The sequence below is a fragment of the Prauserella endophytica genome (genome assembly GCF_005146945.1).
In the GTDB taxonomy this organism is placed as follows: Bacteria; Actinomycetota; Actinomycetes; order Mycobacteriales; family Pseudonocardiaceae; genus Prauserella_A; species Prauserella_A endophytica.
In genome coordinates this window covers 64,383-79,224 of record NZ_SWMS01000027.1, presented here as the reverse complement: position 1 = coordinate 79,224, position 14,842 = coordinate 64,383, and the positions used below count along the sequence as shown (strand labels likewise).

At 70.4% G+C, this 14,842-nt stretch carries 12 protein-coding genes, 1 tRNA gene and 1 pseudogene; 8 read left to right on the top strand and 6 right to left on the bottom strand.

The window, feature by feature from the left end; all coding sequences use genetic code 11:
* Nucleotides 1-69 precede the first annotated feature (69 nt).
* Together FCN18_RS32345 and FCN18_RS32340 are read left to right on the top strand one after the other, a co-directional pair.
* Complete coding sequence (locus FCN18_RS32345) at nucleotides 70-1,545, top strand: phytoene desaturase family protein (RefSeq protein ID WP_228714244.1); 1,476 nt, start codon at nucleotides 70-72, stop codon at nucleotides 1,543-1,545.
* 24 nt (nucleotides 1,546-1,569) lie between these two features.
* Nucleotides 1,570-1,642: transfer RNA gene (locus tag FCN18_RS32340), tRNA-Arg, on the top strand.
* Between the two features lie 897 nt (nucleotides 1,643-2,539).
* Here the strand turns inward: FCN18_RS32340 and FCN18_RS40910 are convergent.
* The 3 genes and pseudogenes from FCN18_RS40910 to FCN18_RS32325 form a co-directional block, all read right to left on the bottom strand.
* Nucleotides 2,540-3,643: pseudogene (locus tag FCN18_RS40910) on the bottom strand (recombinase family protein); the annotation flags it as partial.
* Entirely contained in the window at nucleotides 3,592-3,777 is a 186-nt protein-coding gene (locus FCN18_RS32330; RefSeq protein WP_137096884.1) for a hypothetical protein, read from the bottom strand. The gene FCN18_RS32330 and the pseudogene FCN18_RS40910, both read right to left, overlap by 52 nt.
* The gene (locus FCN18_RS32325) at nucleotides 3,774-4,226 is read right to left on the bottom strand and encodes a recombinase family protein (protein ID WP_137096883.1); all 453 of its coding nucleotides are present in this window, start codon (nucleotides 4,224-4,226) and stop codon (nucleotides 3,774-3,776) included. Before FCN18_RS32325 ends, FCN18_RS32330 begins: the two co-directional genes overlap by 4 nt.
* A 330-nt stretch (nucleotides 4,227-4,556) precedes the next feature.
* Here FCN18_RS32325 and FCN18_RS32320 point away from each other — a divergent pair, with 330 nt between their 5' ends.
* Entirely contained in the window at nucleotides 4,557-4,841 is a 285-nt protein-coding gene (locus tag FCN18_RS32320) for a helix-turn-helix domain-containing protein (RefSeq protein ID WP_228714243.1), read from the top strand.
* 79 nt (nucleotides 4,842-4,920) lie between these two features.
* Here FCN18_RS32320 and FCN18_RS32315 read toward each other — a convergent pair whose 3' ends face one another.
* Genes FCN18_RS32315 through FCN18_RS32305 form a run of 3 tightly spaced genes read right to left on the bottom strand, consistent with a single transcriptional unit; the run spans nucleotide 4,921 to nucleotide 7,650 of the window.
* A complete protein-coding gene (locus tag FCN18_RS32315; RefSeq protein ID WP_137096882.1) occupies nucleotides 4,921-5,715 on the bottom strand; it encodes a recombinase family protein in 795 nt (264 codons plus the stop codon).
* Complete coding sequence (locus FCN18_RS32310) at nucleotides 5,712-6,665, bottom strand: DNA methyltransferase (protein WP_137096881.1); 954 nt, start codon at nucleotides 6,663-6,665, stop codon at nucleotides 5,712-5,714. The genes FCN18_RS32315 and FCN18_RS32310 overlap by 4 nt, the downstream gene beginning before the upstream one ends.
* The gene (locus FCN18_RS32305; RefSeq protein ID WP_137096880.1) at nucleotides 6,658-7,650 is read right to left on the bottom strand and encodes a hypothetical protein; all 993 of its coding nucleotides are present in this window, start codon (nucleotides 7,648-7,650) and stop codon (nucleotides 6,658-6,660) included. The genes FCN18_RS32310 and FCN18_RS32305 overlap by 8 nt, the downstream gene beginning before the upstream one ends.
* Nucleotides 7,651-8,193: 543 nt before the next feature.
* On the opposite strand from FCN18_RS32305, the gene FCN18_RS32300 reads away from it, so the two are divergent.
* The 5 genes from FCN18_RS32300 (at nucleotide 8,194) to FCN18_RS32280 (ending at nucleotide 14,823) form a co-directional block, all read left to right on the top strand.
* Nucleotides 8,194-9,171, top strand: coding sequence for a serine/threonine-protein kinase (locus FCN18_RS32300; RefSeq protein WP_137096879.1), 978 nt, complete (start codon nucleotides 8,194-8,196; stop codon nucleotides 9,169-9,171).
* A gap of 185 nt (nucleotides 9,172-9,356) precedes the next feature.
* Entirely contained in the window at nucleotides 9,357-9,671 is a 315-nt protein-coding gene (locus FCN18_RS32295; protein WP_456107169.1) for a pilin, read from the top strand.
* Between the two features lie 3 nt (nucleotides 9,672-9,674).
* Nucleotides 9,675-11,669: a hypothetical protein gene (locus tag FCN18_RS32290; RefSeq protein ID WP_137096878.1), complete on the top strand. Its 1,995-nt coding sequence runs from the start codon at nucleotides 9,675-9,677 to the stop codon at nucleotides 11,667-11,669.
* Nucleotides 11,666-12,916: a PrgI family protein gene (locus FCN18_RS32285; RefSeq protein WP_137096877.1), complete on the top strand. Its 1,251-nt coding sequence runs from the start codon at nucleotides 11,666-11,668 to the stop codon at nucleotides 12,914-12,916. Before FCN18_RS32290 ends, FCN18_RS32285 begins: the two co-directional genes overlap by 4 nt.
* A complete protein-coding gene (locus FCN18_RS32280; RefSeq protein ID WP_137096876.1) occupies nucleotides 12,913-14,823 on the top strand; it encodes a VirB4 family type IV secretion system protein in 1,911 nt (636 codons plus the stop codon). The genes FCN18_RS32285 and FCN18_RS32280 overlap by 4 nt, the downstream gene beginning before the upstream one ends.
* Nucleotides 14,824-14,842 lie beyond the last annotated feature (19 nt).

The following is a 14,842-nucleotide window of genomic DNA, read 5'->3' as shown; positions in this document are numbered from 1 at the left end:
ACCTCGCATTACTCTACGGCGGAATTCCCCCACGCCGGGGTGAACAAACGGCGCGTACCGTCACCTCCCGTGGATGTCGCCATCGTCGGGACCGGACCCAACGGACTGGCCGCGGGAGTGATCCTGGCCAGAGCCGGACTCTCCGTCCATCTCTTCGAGGCAGGCGACACGTTCGGCGGCGGGCTCCGCTCGATACCCCTCTTCGACTCCGAGGTCGTGCACGACATCTGCTCGGCGGTGCACCCCCTCGGCGCCGCGTCCCGGTTCTTCCGCGAGTTCGACCTCGAAGCGCGCGGTGTGGAGCTGCGCGTGCCCGACGCGAGCTACGCGCACCCGCTCGACGGCGCGCCGCCGGGCGTCGCCTACCGCGATCTGGAGCGAACCTGTGAGCAGCTGGGCCGCGACGGCGCGCGCTGGCGCGGCCTCATGGAGCCCCTGGTGAAGCACAGCGAGAGCGTGGTCGACCTGGTGCTCTCCGATCAGCGGCGCCTGCCCAAGGACGTGCTCGCTCCGCTGCTGCTCGCGCCTCGAGCCCTTCTGGGCGGCTCACCGCTGACGAGCAGGCTCTTCGCGGGACGCACGGCGCGGGCCCTGCTCGCCGGGGTCGCGGCCCACTCACTCGGCAGGCTGCCGAGCCTGCCGGGCGGCGCGGTCGCGATGCTGCTGGGCCACCTCGCGCACGCGAGCGGATGGCCGCTGCCGAGGGGTGGCAGCCAGCGCCTCGCCGACGCGCTCGTGGCCGACATCGAGGCGCACGGCGGCACCTGTCACGCGTCGACGCCCATCGAGGACCTGCGGGAGGTCGGGCAGGCGAAGGCCGTGCTGCTGAACGTGAGCCCGACGGTGTTCCTCGACCTGGCGGGTCCGCGCCTGCCTGCCCGCTACCGGCGTCGCCTCGGGCGGTTCACCCACGGCCCCGGGTCGGCGAAGGTCGACTTTCTCGTCTCCGATCCAGTGCCCTGGCGCGACCCTGAGGTGGGCAGAGCGCCGACGGTGCACGTCGGGGGCGACGAGCGGGAGGTCTTCGCCTACGAGTCCGCGGTGCAGCGCGGAGAGCGGCGAGGCGAGCCCTTTGTGCTGCTCGTCGACCCGGCGGTGGCCGACCCGGACAGGGCCCGCCCCGGCAGGCGACCGCTCTGGGCGTACTGCCACGTCCCCAACGGCGACCCGGTGGACCCGACGGAGGCGATCACGGCCCGCATCGAGCGGTACGCGCCCGGCTTCCGCGACACGGTGCTCGAGAGCCGGGCGATCACGGCCCCGGAGTTCGAGCGGTACAACCGCAACTACGTGGGCGGCGACATCGCGGGCGGAGCGGTGACGGTGCCGCAGATGCTCGCCAGGCCGGCGCCGCGGGTGAACCCGTACGCGACGCCGCTGCGTGGCGTGTACCTGTGCTCGGCGTCGACGCCCCCTGGCCCGAGCGTGCACGGCATGGCGGGCTACCACGCGGCGCGTGCCGTGCTGCGCAAGGAGTTCGGCATCCGCACCCTCCCGGCCCTCGAACCGGGGCCGCCGGTGAGCCCGGGTGGGATGGTGCGCTAAGCTGCACGGGTCGCACGGCGATGGGCCCTCGTAGCTCAGTGGATAGAGCACTGCCCTCCGGAGGCAGGTGTCGCAGGTTCGAATCCTGCCGGGGGCACACAACAGATGGGAACAGGGGGGACGAGTCGCTAGGCGCCTCGTCCTTCTTGTTCGAGTCGGTGTTGACGCCATGCTTCGCGCCCGTTGGCTTCTTGAAGGGGAGCACCACCCCGCTTTCTTGCGTGGTCTGCTGAAGCGCTGGAAGCGTCTCACCACTCAGCGTGATGCGGCAGACGGCGGTGTTGTCGGTCTTGTTGTAGTGGATTTCCAACCGGAGTGCCTCGAACAGCTTGCGGGCGAGGTCCTCCGGTAGTGCGTCGAGGTCGCAGGCGCCGACGGGGAGCAAGCGGAGCAGGTCGGGGTTCTGCTGATCGTTGATCTGCTCTTCGAGGGTCTCCAGTTCGGCGGCCAGCTTGGCGCGCTCGGCCTTGATCTCGGCGCGACGGTTCTTGATGTCCTGGATGAGTTCCTGGTCTGGCTCTTCGTCATCGTCGCCGGTGACTTCGAGGGTGCGGATCAGGCGCTTCTTGCGGGCGTCGAGGTCGGCGATCGCCTTCTTGATCGCCGCGATTCGCTCGTTGCGGGTCTGCTCGGCCTGCATGTCCAGGTCGCGCAGGGCTGAGGAGAGCAGCTCTTGCCGGTACGGGCCGAACACGTGGTGGCTGAGGAACTCGTTCAGGCCGTCGAGGAGCGCGACTTCGCGCACCCACAGGCTGTCCGGGTGTCCCTCGGGGACGTAGCCCTTCTTCGGCGCGCAGGCGTAGTACGCGTGCTGGCGGCGCGTCTTGCCGAACATCCGGCGACCGCAGATTTCGCAGAACAGGTAGGACCGCAGCCGGTAGGTGCGCTTGGTCTGCGGATGGGTGTTGGCGCCGGCCTGCGTGCGGGACCGTTCGCGCCGCCGGACGACCTGCTGGGCCGCGATGAAGTCCGTGAGGTCGATGATCTTCTCGTGCGTGGGCTCCGTGGACCAGACCCACTTCTCCATCGGGTTGGGGCTGCCGTTGCGCGTCTTCATCGCCCGCCGGTTCCAGACCATGTAGCCGGTGTACTTGGGCTGGTTCAGTACGTCCCGAACACTGCTCCACGTCCACCGGCCGACGGCTCGTTCGGGGTCTGGTGGGGTCGGCGGCGGGTTGGTCGCGAGGTCGAGGTTGAGTCGCTCCGCGATCGCCTCGTAGCTGAGCCGCTCGGTGATGCGCCAGTCGTAGATCTTGGCGACGACCGCGGCCTCGATGGGTTCCTTGACGAGCTTGCTCTTGGTCCGCGGACCGTTCCGTCCCTTCCCCCGGTTCCCGGACCGGGCCCGTCCCGCCTGCTTGGCATCGCCCTTGTCGGAGGCATGGTCGCTGTCGGAGTCCTTGTCGAGTCGGACCTGGACGGTGCGGTAGCCGTAGCATGCCTTGCCGACGTTGTAGCCCTGGTCGGTGTGGGTTTCGAACCCGTCGCGAGCCCGCTTGATCATGTCCAGCGCGTACCACTCGGCGATGCCCTGCTTGACCCGGCGGGTGAGCACTGTGGTCGGGTCGATGAGCATGTCGGTGTCGAGCCGGATGGGTTCGTCTGCGGCCCACAGGCCGACGTTGGCTGACTGGAGCTGGTGCTCGACGAGCGTGCCGTAGTAGGTCCGGCGGGCGATGCGGTCGATCTGTTCGCAGATGACTGCTTGGAAGCGCCGGTTGGGGCTGGCCGCCTCTTTAAGTAGATCGTGGATGCCGCCGTCACGCGGGATGGGGATGGCGAGCCGCTCGTGACGGTCGCCCCGGCCGCGCACATCGAGGTCTTTGCGTCCGGACTCGACGTCGTAGAAGTACGCGACGATGACGCAGCCCTCGGGCAGCGCTTCCTGCGAGATGCGCAGCTGGCGCAGCAGCGATCCGACGGGGTCCTGCTGGTCGTCGGTGGAGGTGCGTCCGAGAAACGCGACCGGGATCAGAGCCGGTGCAGCCGTTACCGCAGCCGAGTCGAAGCCGTCCCAGCCGGGACGGTACGGGCCCGTGACAGCGCTCAGGCCGCCTTGCTGGTTGAGCCATTCCTGGATTGCCTCTGGGCCAGCCATTGCGTCACCTCCATCAGTACTTGGGCCTGTTCCAGCCGGAGTCGTTCGGCTTCGGCGCCTTCGGCAATGCGAATGTCCAGCCGCATCTCTGGGTCGGCGGCTGGTTCGGGAAAGCGGTCGTTCGTGGGGGTCATCGAAGCGCCGGCCATTCCGGACAGCTGAGCCCAAGCCAGGAGAAGGCCGGTGCGTCGGACGCGAGTTGCCGGGCCAGAGACAGGTCGTCGTCAGCGAACACAAACGGCGCGTTGGCCATGCTCGCCGCGCGCAGAAGTGGGTGCCGCAGGCGTGGCTGCCGTGGGAGGCGATCGAGCGCGGCGCAGACGATCGCGTCGAACTCGCGGTCCGGGTCGGCGACCCTGATGGCGAGCTCGCGGCAGTCGCCGCGTGGTGTGCCGAGTCGGGACTCGACGTCGCGGACGTTGAGACGGAAGCGGCTGTCGAGGGCATGCGGGGCGTCGTAGAACCACTGGGTCATCGCGCCGAGCTCGGCCGCTATCGCGCTGCAGGCGCGGTACTGGCGTGACACGTCCGTGCCGGCTTTCTCGCCGGTGTGGTTGGTACGTCCGTAGAAGGCGAACCGCATAGGTGTCGGCTCGGAACCAGTGGTTCGGCTCATGACTCCGTTCCCTTCGGCGGTGCAGGCCCCAGGCGGCTCCCGGCCGTATCGAGCACTGCGTGGCACGCGGAGGTCTCCTGCTCTCGATCGGAGAGCCAGACCGTCGCGCGCCATCTGAATAAGGTAGTGCCTAACTGAACAAGGCACAACACAACCAGGCTAGGCGTGCCTTGTTTCGCGTAGTCAGAGCGACGCGCACACGCCGGGAGGTCCGCCAGACTCTCGGTGCTCATCCGGGAGACTGGGCGGCGATCGGCACCCAGGAGGGGCGCCGGAGACAGGCAAGCGCGGGAAGGCGTGACGGTGCAGCTTCGATGGCGGCTCAGGCAGGTGATGGCCTCCCGCGAAGTGTGGACAGGCAAGGAGCTGCGCGAGCTTCTTGCCCGACGCGCCAACTTCACCTTGTCCGCGCCCTCGGTGTACGCGCTGATCAACAACGAGCCGGTCCAGATGAAGACCGAAACCCTGCAAGCGTTGTGCACGGCGCTGCAGTGCACACCGAACGAGCTGTACGGGGTGACTCCCCCGCGCGAGGTCTCGTTGGCCGATGAACCGGACACCAATTCACCGGCCAAGCCCTGACGCGCATGCCGCAACGACGGTGTGGCGGTAACCGGGTAGCAGACGAGCATGACGGCCGCGGCGAGGGTCTGCTAGCGGGTCATGCCGCACTCGGTGGGGAGTCGGCCGCGTCCGTCGCGCCGGGCGAATCTTCGTCGGGGCCGGGCTGGGCGCGGTGGAAGGTGCGTTCGTCAACCAGTGGCTCGTGCACCTTCGGTGCCGAGGTGACCCACTGCTCGACCGGTGCCGGGCGGCCGGCGATGGTGCGGGCCCAGACCTGGCGCCCGGTGTACTTGACGTTGGTGACGATTCGCCGGACGGCCTTGGCGGTCCACCGTCCGTTGGGCACGGGTGCCGGGTACTGGTGCGGGTCGCTGTTGAGTCGCGCGGCGATGACGGCGAACGTCATGCCGTGGTCGGCGCGCCAGATGAAGATCTGTTTGACGACGGCGGCGGTTTGCCAGTCCGGGACGAGGACCGCCCGCAGTTTGCTGTGGCCGCTGGGGTCGGTGACCCGGATGCGCAGGGCTCGGTAGCCGTAGGGCGGCGGCCCGATCTGGTAGCCGGCCCGGACGAGTTCGACCATGGCGGCGCGGGCGCGGCGGGTGGTCTCGGCGTGGTGCGCGGCGAGCGCGGCCCACTGGATCCGGTTGCCGCGGGCGTCGACCAGTTCGTCGTCACCGGTCTGGTCGTCCGCGGCGACTTCGGTGTCGACGGCAGAGCCACCCGGCTGGCTTGTCCACAGGTTTGTCCACAGGCGGGACCACCATGGTGGACGGATCTCGGCCACCGGTGTGCCGGGGCACTGGTGCCGGGCGGCGGCACGGAGGGCGGCGCGCTTGCGGCGGAGCTCGGGGTGCCAGCCGCACTCGCGGCAGTACAGGCGGGTGGTCATGCCGCTCGCCTCCAGCCGGGGTAGGTGACGCCGTTGACGGCGGGCCGGATGACGTCGTCCTCGGTCGGCCACGGGATGCCGGCTGCCGTCGCGGCGGCGAGTTCGGCGTCGTGGGCGAGTTGGAAGACGAGCACCTCGTGGTGCGCGGTGAGTGCGGTCGGCGCACCGGTAGCGCGGGCTCGGGCAGCGGCGCGACGTTCGGCGAGTGAGGATCGGGTGACCAGTCGGCTGCCGCGCAGTCCGGCGGTCAGCGCGATGCACCGCTCGACCGGCGCCAGCCCGGCAGCGGTGGCGGCGGCGATGAGCGGACTGGTGAGGTCAACCAGCGAGCCGTCCGGGTGGCGGAGAGGTCGCGCGATGACGGCGACGTGTCCGCCGGAGCGCAGCAGCGGCTCGCAGTAGAGCAGCGTCGTGGCGAGGTTGGCGAGGGCGAACTCGACCGGGTCGCGGTCCGGACCGCTCGCCTGGTTGTTGGGGTCGGCTGGCGCGGTGCGCAGGGTGGTCAGGACGAGTCCGACTCGGCCGATCAGCCCGGCGGCCCGGACGGTCGCGAGGACTTTCGGTCGGGCGTCGAGGACCGAGCCGTCGCGCCAGGCGCCCGCGGTCTTGGCGGCGGTGACGTTGGCGCGAGCGAGGGTCCACCATCGGCTGCGGGCGGTCAGTCCGAGCGCGTGTCGGCCGGCGCGCAGCGCCTCAACGAGGGCGGTGCCCGCGCCGCAGTCGGGGTCGAGAACGAGGTCGCCGGGACGGGTGTAGAGGGCGATCGCGTGGGCGGCGACGGCGGGCGGAATCCGCTCGGTGTCGGTCTCGGTGCCGGGCACACAGCCGGCGTCGCGCAGTTGCGCGAGCGGGTCACGCTGGCCGGTCGGCCAGACCGACAGCGGCGGCATCGGCGGCTCCTCCCCCGGCGGCAGGGGGAGCGGCCAGGGCGACGCGGGACGGTTAGTCATCGGAGGTCTCCTCACCGTCGGCGGCGTCGGTCAGGGCCAGCTGGCGGGTGAACACCAAGAGGTCGTCGTGCACCTGGGTGTGCCGAGCGGGGGTCGCGAGCGGTCGCGTTGGACCCTGCGGTCGGGGGTGCGGGGCCGGGGGCGCGACCGCGAGCGCGCCGTCGCGGACGGGGACGCGCAGCAGTGCGATGCGATCGAGGTAGCGCAGTCCCGTGCGGTGCGCGGCGCGCACCAGCGAGCCGGCGGGGTCGGTCAGCCGATCACGGGAACGGTCACCGTGAGTGATGACGGCGAGGGTGCCGGACGGGGTGAGCAAGCCTGCCCAGTCGGCGGGTCGGAACCAGCCGAGGGTGCGCGGGTCGGCCGCGGTGATGACGAGGTCGTAGCGGTCCGGACCGACGCCGGTCGCAGTCGGATCGGATCCGGCCGGGCGGTCTGTCGACGGCCCGGCGGACTGGTCGGTGGTCGGACTGTCGGGGTTCGATCGGGGTCCGGACTCGGACTCGACTGCCGCGGCACCGGTGGGTTCGTCGACCGGGTCGGGGTGTGCGACGGCGGTCTGGGTTTGGACGCCGCGGCCGAGTCGGACCACGGTCCAGCCCGCTTCGTGCAGTCCGGCGTACGGACCGGGCCGAGACTGGCTGGGGCGTCCGGTAGGTGACCACGACGCGGGCGGTGCGAGGTAGGGCGCGGGGTCGAGCAGAAGCACCCGTTGGCCGGGCTGGGTGTAGGTGGTGACGATCTTGATGACCGCGGTCAGCAGCCAGTTGGCGAGCAGCCCGGTGCCTTCACGAAGGTCGTCCTGAGCGCACGGCCAGACGGTGCTCGGCCGGGCCGGACGCGGATGGCGCAGCGTGAGGCGCAGGGCACGCAGACGCGGTGTTCGCCGCCTCTGCGGGAGCGGGATCGGGACGGTCGGCGGGTCGGTCGGGCCGTGCTCCTGGGAGCCCTCTCCTGGTGAGCCGTTGCCGTGTGTCGGGGTCATTGCGGGTCTCCTCCGACGAGGTGGTGCTGTGCGTTCTGACGCCCCTTAACTCCGTATTTCGACCCCGTTTTGGACACGCCTCGTCAAATTTCTCTGCATCACAACTGCCCGCGTTGCTCGCACCTCAAAAGGACTCGAACAGTTCTGTCAAAGCTACGGCTTGAGAGTCGCCGATTCGGTCACTCCGGGCCCGCCTAGACCCGTCCTCTGGACCGGCCTTGGGTCAAATTTTCAAGATTTTTTCGGCGACACCACGTTGATCTTCGCTCTTGGCTCGAACTGGCGCCCGCGTGCCTACTAGCACACTACTAGCGAGCGACTATAACCGCAGGTAATCAGCTACTATAGTCGATCAAGGCACGTGCTCCACGGAGCCGGTTTGTTGATCTTGATCAACCCCGCTCGCGGGGCGAAATAGTAGTTCGCTAGTAGCCTCGATGCGGTTCGCTAGTTGGCGCCTAGTAATGGCGTGGTATTTCCGTGGTATCGGTCGTGGCTTCCTGACGTCGTTGTTGTTCGCATCGACGCCGTGGGAGTCACGACATGGCAGCACAATCCGTTTTTCGTCGCCGTGGCGACGAGGCTGTCCCGAACTCGTTGGATATCGCGCGGGACACGTTTACCTGGCTGGTGACCGGGCCGCATCCGGTGTCGCTGAACGGCCGGCTCTTCCCCGGTCTGCCCGACCGGTACCTCCCGCTGGACGAGGTCCGCGACCGGTTGCTGGCGCGCCGGTGCCCGCAGGCGACGCGGGACGCGGTGTGGGCGCATCTGGTGCTGCGCTCCCGTACTGAAGGAGCGACCTGGACGGTCGCCGCGGTCGGTGTCGCACTGCCTGCGCTGACCTCGGTCGCGGCCACCCTGTCCGATCGGTTCGCTGGCGATCCGGCCGATGTTCACGCCGAGGTGTTGCGCGGCTTCCTGACCGCGTTGTCGACCATCGATCTGCGTCCGCCGCGGATCATGCTGCGGCTGCGGTGGGCTGCCTACCGGTCCGGATATGACGCGCTCGCCGAGGCGCTGGCGGGTCCGACTCCGGTCGCACCGGGCTTCCGATCCACCCCGCCACACACGCCGTGGGGGCATCCGGATCTGGTCCTCGCTCGCGCGGTCGCGGACGGAGTCCTGACCCAGACCGAGGCCGCACTGATCGGGGCGACCCGGTTGGAAGAGGTGCCCGTCGCGGACTGGGCCGCGGCGCACCAGACCGGCGAGTGGGCGGTCTACAAGACGCGCAAACGCGCCGAGCTCCGGCTCGCCGCGTACCTGCGCGACGGCGCCGCCGAGACCGATCCGACCGACCCGCTGACCGACCAGGTGGCCACCGCGGTGGCCCTCGCGCGCCCGGTCACACCGACCCGCGACTTGCCACGGTCGTCACTGTCCGTGTCCGTCGCCGAGGTCGGATCAGGGCAGAAAGTTCAGGGTCGCGTGTCCAAAACGGACGCGAAATCCGGAGTTCAGGGCTGCGGGACACACCCGCGCTCAGCCCGACCTTCGGAGGTGCCCCAATGCGCCTGATCGATCGATTCTTCCCCGCCGCGAGCGGACCGCGCAGCGCCCGCCTCGACGGCAATCCGCAGCCGCCAGCCGAGGCCCCAGCGTCGAGCACGCCGGACGAGGTCACCGGCAGCAAGTCGACCAGTGCTCCGATCATTACGCCGGAGGACTGGACTCCGGTCCGCCCCCGCCGCTGGTCGCACGTCGTGCTGATCGTCGAGCTGGCGATCCTCGCGCTGCTGGCCTCGGCGTCGGCCGCGCACGCCGACACGATGGTCGTCGCCCTCGCGGACTCGGTGACCACCGTCCTGAACAACCTCCGCAACTGGATCATGGGCATCTTGGCCGGCTTGGCCACGGTGTTCCTGACCATCGGCGGCGTCCGCTACGTGATGGGCGGCGGCGACCCCGGCGAGGTCGAGAAGGCCAAGACCGCCTTCAAGTCGGCCGGGTGGGGCTACGGCCTGGCGGCGCTCGCGCCGCTGGTCGTGGAGATCCTCAAAGGGATCGTGGGGGCCTGACCGATGGCCGGCACCCCGCCCACGGTTCGCCCGTACCGCCGGTCCGGCGGCTCGGTCGTGACCGCTGCCGCCGCGGACCGAGCGATGCTCTCCCCGGTCTGCGACGCCAGCGCCGACCGGCCGCCGGCTGGTCGGCCGCGGCGCTGGCGCGCGGGCTGGATGCTGGCGCTGAGCCTCGTCGTGCTCCTGGTCGGCGTCCTCGCGGTCAGCGCTTCGGCGCAGCCGACCACGCCGAACCCCGACCCTTGCTCGGGGCCCGAGCCGCGGCCGATCCCCTGCGCGCCGGCCCTCACGCCGACGCAGCCGACGTTCCCGGCACCGACCACGCCCGGCCAGCCCACGACAACGCCGAGCCAGCCGTGCACGGGTGAGGACTGCATCCCGCAGCCGACCACGCCACCACCGAGCACTGGTCCGCAGCAGCCCGGCACGGGCAGCGGCGAGGGCGACTCGGACTGCGGGATCACCGACATCGGCGCCTGCATCACCGAGGCCATCAACGGCGCGTTCCGCAGCATCGTCGACGCCGCGCTCTCGCCGATCCTGGAGCTGATCGGGCACACCGCGTTGTCCACGCCGACGATCAGCGACCTGCCCGGCATCGGCGAGTTGTGGAACAACTCGTGGGAGCTCGTGGTCGCCGCCTACGGCCTGCTCATCCTCCTCGGCGGCATCGTCGTGATGGGCCACGAGAGCGTCCAGGCGCGCTACTCGATCAAGGAGATCGGGCCGCGGATCCCGATCGCGTTCATGGCCTCGGCGCTGAGCTTGTTCTTCACCGACAAGCTCATCCGACTGGCCAACGGCCTGACCCTGGGGATCCTCGGCGACGGGGTCAACGCGCCCTCGCTGGGCAACACCCTCAAGGACGCCGTCGCCGGCATCCAGACCGGCGGACTGTTCATCATCCTGGTCGGCCTGGTGCTCGTCGTGGTCGGCCTGGGCCTGCTGGTCGTCTACGTGGTCCGGATCGTCATCACCCTCGTCTTGATCATCTCGGGCCCTTTGTTCCTGATGTTCCATGCGCTGCCGCACACCGACCCGCTGGCTCGCTGGTGGTGGAAGGCGCTCACCGCGACGCTGTCGATCCAGGTCGCTCAGGCGCTGGTGCTGATCACCGCGGTGCGCACGTTCTTGTCCGGTGGCGTGAATCTGTTCGGTTCGACGCTGTCCGCGCTCGGCACGCTGGTGGCCGCGATCGCCTTGTTCTTCATCCTGTTCAAGATCCCGTTCTGGCTGTTGAAGGCGGTCAAGGTCAGCTCGGGTCGCTCGTTCCTCGGTGGCTTGGCTCGCGCCTACATCGCGGCGAAGACCTTCGGCATGGTCGCCGGGAAGACCGGCGCGCTCGGCAAGGTCGGCTGCGCTGTCGGCGCGAAGAGCGGCGGCGGAGGTGGAGGCGGCGGAGGTGGCCGCGGTGGCGGGTCGGCGGACCCGCCGTGGCCCGCGCAGCCGCGCCTCGCGCCGACCCCGGAGATGGTCAACAAGCGGCTCAAGGCGGCTCATGACGCCGAGCGTGCTCGCGCGGCTCGTCGGTCGCGGCTGCCCTCGCAGGCGCCGCAGTTCTTGCAGCCCTCACCCCAAGACACCACCCACGACCCCGCCGTCACTCCGGCGAACCAGGGACCAGCCATGCCTCCTGAGTTCAGTTCTGCACCCACGCCCGCCACGCCGACGATCTCATCGCCGCGGCGGGGGCCGCGTCCGGGATCGGCACCCCAGTTCCAAGCCGCTGGAGGGCCGCGTCGACGCGGTGCCACCCCGCCGCCAGCTCGTCCGATCCGCACGGCGTCGGTGCCGCCGCAGTTGCAGTTCCGGCCCGCGACGCCGCCCGCGCCGCAGCCGTCGTCGCCACCCAGGTCGGCGTCCGCGCCTGCCGCGCCGGTGTTCCGGCAGCCGCAGCCCGAGCCGCGTATCGGTGACGCCTACCGGCGCACCCAGTCCGTTCCGCCGCCGGTGTTCCGTGCGCCGAAACCTGCTCCAGGAGGTGAAGGGAAATGAGTCAGCCGGTAAGGATTCCCGCTGACGTCGATCGCGAGGACCGGGTGATCGGCCCGCTGACCGCGCGGCAGCTGCTCATCCTCGCCGTCACCGGGATCGTGCTGTACGGGGCGTACACGATCACCCGCGAGTTCGTGCCGCTGGTGGCGTTCCTGATCGTCGCCATCCCGATCGGGGTGACCGCCGCGTTCCTCGCGCTGGGTCAGCGCGACGGCATTCCCCTCGACCGGTTGGTGCTGGCGGCGCTGCGGCAGCGGTTGAGCCCGCAGCACCGGGTGGCCGCGCCGGAAGGTATCCGGCCCGTCCCCGAGTGGCTGGGCAGCCAGGTCGCGAACTCCAGCAGCAAGGGCCGCGCCAAGCGGAAGGACGGCGCGGGCGGCGGCGCGGATGCTGCGGCGTCGGCGGTCTCGCCGGCCGCGCTGCGGCTGCCCGCCGAAGCGGTCACCGACACCGGTGTCATCGACCTCGGTAAGGACGGCGTCGCCGTGGTCGCGGTCTGCTCCACGATCAACTTCGGGTTGCGCACTCCGGGCGAGCAGGAGTCCCTCGTCGCCTCCTTCGGGCGCTACCTGCACAGCTTGACGGCACCGGTGCAGGTGCTGGTGCGGGCGGAGCGGCTGGACCTGTCCGGGCAGATCGCTGAGCTCCGCGAACAGGCCGGCGGTCTGCCGCACCCGGCGCTGGAACGGGCGGCGCGCGAGCACGCCGAGTACCTCGACCAGCTCGGCCGCGCCACCGATCTGTTGCGCCGTCAGGTGCTGCTGATCCTGCGTGAGCCGCTGCTGACCACGGGGCCGACCGACGGGCTCGGCGGCGCCTCACCGCTGGCCGCGTTGACGGCGAAACGTCGGGCTGCCAAGCAGGCCGCCTTGGTCGACGACGCCACCCGCCGGGCCGCTGAGGCCCGGCTGGTCCGCCGGCTCGGTGAGGCGGTCGAGCTGCTGTCTCCGTCGGGGATCGTGGTCACCCCGCTGGACGCCGGACAGGCCACCGCGGTGCTCGCCGCGGCCTGCAATCCCGACAGCGTGATCCCGCCGAACTCCGGTCTCGCCGGCTCGGACGAGGTCATCACGACCGCCCCGGACGAGGGCTGGGACGCAGGTGCGTTCGGCCGCGCAGCGTTCCCCGCCGACGGCGAGTTCGGCGAGGCCGAGGACGCCTGGGACGACGGCCCTGACGACGGCTTCGACGACACCGCCGAGGACCCCGACGACTACGCCAACTCCGCGGGGAGGTACCGCCGATGAAGACCACAGCCAAGCGCCGCGGCCGGAAGGCCCAGGCCGTGCAGCCGCCGCTCGGGCGGGCCAGCGCGTTCACCCCGGACGCCATCTCCGTGCGCCCCCGCGCGCTGGAAGTCGGCGGCGAATGGGTCGCCAGCTTCGCCGTCGTCGGCTACCCGCGCGAGGTGCACCCCGGTTGGTTGCAGCCGTTGCTGACCTACCCCGGACGCGTCGACGTCTCGCTGCACATCGAGCCGATCGACCCGGTTACCGCCGCGAACAGGCTCAAGAAACAGCTGTCGAAACTGGAGTCCGGCCGGCGGCACACCAGCGAGAAGGGACGGCTGATCGACCCGCACGTCGAAGCCGCCACAGAGGACGCCTACGACCTGTCCGCCCGAGTCGCTCGCGGCGAGGGCAAGCTCTACCGGCTCGGGCTGTACCTGACCGTGCACGCCCCCACCGAGGAAGCCCTCGGCGATGAGGTCGCCGCGATCCGGTCGCTGGCGGCGTCGCTGCTGCTGGACTGCAAACCCACCACGTACCGCAGCCTGCAGGGCTGGATCACCAGCCTGCCCATGGGCCTCGATCTCGTGGGCATGCGGAGGACGTTCGACACCTCGGCGCTGTCCGCGGCGTTCCCGTTCACCTCACCTGACCTGCCGCCGCCGGACCCGACCTCGGTCGGTGCCCCGAGCGGTGTGCTCTACGGCTTCAACGTCGGAAGCCAGGGGCTCGTCCATCACGACAGGTTCGCCCTGGACAACCACAACAGCGTGATCCTCGGCCGTTCCGGCGCGGGCAAGAGCTACTTGGTGAAGCTGGAGTTGCTGCGGTCGCTGTACCGCGGGATCGAGATCCACGTCATCGACCCCGAGGACGAATACGCCCGGCTGGCCGCCGCGGTCGGCGGGACGTACGTGCACCTCGGCGCCGAGCAGGTCCGCCTCAACCCGATGGACCTGCCGATCCACACCCGCCCGGACGGGCGCCGCACCGCGCCGCGCGACGCGCTGATCCGCCGGTCGCTGTTCCTGCACACCGTGATCTCGGTGCTGCTGGGCAGCGAGCTCGAAGCGACCGAACGGGCGGCGCTGGACCGGGCGATCACCGCGACCTATCAGCGCGTGGGGATCACCTCGGATCCGCGGACCTGGACCCGCCCGGCGCCACTGCTGGCCGACCTCGCCGAGGTCCTCGCCGACGCCGGTGATCCCGCCGGGGTGGAGCTCGCGGCGCGGCTGCACCCGTACGTCACCGGCGCGTTCTCCGGGCTGTTCTCCGGCCCGACCTCGACCCGCCCCGAAGGGCACCTGGTGGTGTTCTCGCTCCGCGATCTCGCCGACGAACTCAAGCCCATCGGCACGCTGCTCACCCTCGATGCGGTGTGGCGGCAGGTCTCCAACCCGGCCATCCGCAAACCCCGGCTGGTCGTGGTCGACGAGGCGTGGCTGCTGATGAAGGAGCCCGCCGGTGCCGAGTTCCTGTTCCGGATGGCCAAGGCAAGCCGCAAGCAGTGGGCGGGCCTCACGGTCGCCACCCAGGACACCGCGGACGTGCTGGGTTCGGACCTCGGCAAAGCCGTCGTGGCGAACGCAGCGACGCAGATCCTGCTGCGGCAAGCCTCCCAGGCGATCGACGAGATCACCCGCACCTTCGACCTCTCGCTCGGCGAGCGCCAGTTCCTGCTCTCCGCCGACCGCGGCCAAGGTCTGCTCAGCACCGGGACGCAGCGTGTGGCGTTCCAGTCCATCGCCTCGCCGGTCGAGCACGAATTGGTCACATCCAACCCCGCGGAAATCGCCGGATATTCCGACACCTCGTCGGGAATCGAGAACTCCTTCGTCGAACTCGGCGCAGACGATACCGCAGGAATCGCGGACTCGTTCGACGACGGCGACGCGTCGCAAATCGAACTCGACGCCGCCTGACCGCCTCGCTCGCAAGCGC

Coding starts and splice junctions, on each gene's coding strand:
- FCN18_RS32305 (WP_137096880.1), bottom strand. CDS start 7,650: ATGACCCCGACACACGGCAACGGCTCACCAGGAGAGGGCTCCCAGGAG.
- FCN18_RS32325 (WP_137096883.1), bottom strand. CDS start 4,226: ATGCGGTTCGCCTTCTACGGACGTACCAACCACACCGGCGAGAAAGCC.
- FCN18_RS32285 (WP_137096877.1), top strand. CDS start 11,666: ATGAGTCAGCCGGTAAGGATTCCCGCTGACGTCGATCGCGAGGACCGG.
- FCN18_RS32300 (WP_137096879.1), top strand. CDS start 8,194: ATGGCAGCACAATCCGTTTTTCGTCGCCGTGGCGACGAGGCTGTCCCG.
- FCN18_RS32330 (WP_137096884.1), bottom strand. CDS start 3,777: ATGACCCCCACGAACGACCGCTTTCCCGAACCAGCCGCCGACCCAGAG.
- FCN18_RS32315 (WP_137096882.1), bottom strand. CDS start 5,715: ATGACCACCCGCCTGTACTGCCGCGAGTGCGGCTGGCACCCCGAGCTC.
- FCN18_RS32280 (WP_137096876.1), top strand. CDS start 12,913: ATGAAGACCACAGCCAAGCGCCGCGGCCGGAAGGCCCAGGCCGTGCAG.
- FCN18_RS32290 (WP_137096878.1), top strand. CDS start 9,675: ATGGCCGGCACCCCGCCCACGGTTCGCCCGTACCGCCGGTCCGGCGGC.
- FCN18_RS32310 (WP_137096881.1), bottom strand. CDS start 6,665: ATGACTAACCGTCCCGCGTCGCCCTGGCCGCTCCCCCTGCCGCCGGGG.